This is a genomic window from Mycobacterium sp. E802 (genome assembly GCF_001666875.1).
In the GTDB taxonomy this organism is placed as follows: Bacteria; Actinomycetota; Actinomycetes; order Mycobacteriales; family Mycobacteriaceae; genus Mycobacterium.
The window spans coordinates 1-767 of sequence record NZ_LZJD01000028.1; the positions used below are offsets into that span (position 1 = coordinate 1).

At 63.8% G+C, this 767-nt stretch carries 2 protein-coding genes; one reads left to right on the forward strand and one right to left on the reverse strand.

From position 1 onward, the window contains the following. Positions 1 to 2 precede the first annotated feature (2 nt). Entirely contained in the window at positions 3 to 551 is a 549-nt protein-coding gene (locus tag A5699_RS04440) for a sigma-70 family RNA polymerase sigma factor (protein WP_082957573.1), read from the forward strand. Here A5699_RS04440 and A5699_RS04445 read toward each other — a convergent pair. Further along, on the reverse strand, positions 527 to 767 hold a 241-nt coding region (locus A5699_RS04445; protein ID WP_304528240.1), incomplete at its 5' end, for a sigma factor-like helix-turn-helix DNA-binding protein. The two genes, A5699_RS04440 and A5699_RS04445, sit on opposite strands and share 25 nt — an antisense overlap.

Consider the following 767-nt stretch of genomic DNA (forward strand, 5'->3'; position numbering starts at 1 on the left):
TGTTGGATCAACTCTATGGGGCCGCACGGCGATACACGCGCAACGCCGCGGATGCCGAAGACCTCGTGCAGGAGACAATGCTCAAGGCCTACAGCGGTTTTCACACGTTCAAGCCAGGATCGAATGCGCGCGCATGGCTGTTTCGGATCATGTACAACAACTGGATCAACAGCTATCGCGCCCGCCAACGCGCCGTGGGTGAGCAACTGTGTGAAGACATCACCGATTGGCAGGTGTCCGCCGAGGGGCGGCATACATCTTCGGGTTTGCGGTCAGCGGAAGTGGAAGCGCTCGAAGCGATGCGCGACGACGACATCGCGGACGCACTGGACGCGATCCCTGCGGCCAACCGGATGACCGTGTACTTCGCCGACGTCGAGGGCTACCACTACCGCGAAATCGCCGCCCTGATGGGCACACCCGTCGGAACCGTGATGTCCCGACTGGCCCGCGGACGAAAGCGGCTGCGGGAGTTGCTCGCCGACGTGGCCCGGGACCGTGGCATCGGCCGCGACGCCGGTAAGGTTCAGGCTGCCGTGCCGTTGTCCTGACTCCGGGCCAGATACCCTCTGGCAACCGCAGTTTCGGCGAGCAGCTTACGCAGATTGCGACGCGCCCGGTGCAACCTCGACATCACAGTGCCAACCGGAATGTCCATGAGCTCAGCGATCTCCTTGTACCGGAAGCACGCGACGTCGGCGTAGTACACGATGACCCGCTGGAAATCGGGCAGTGCCTCCATGGCCCGCCGCACCTCGTCGTCGCCC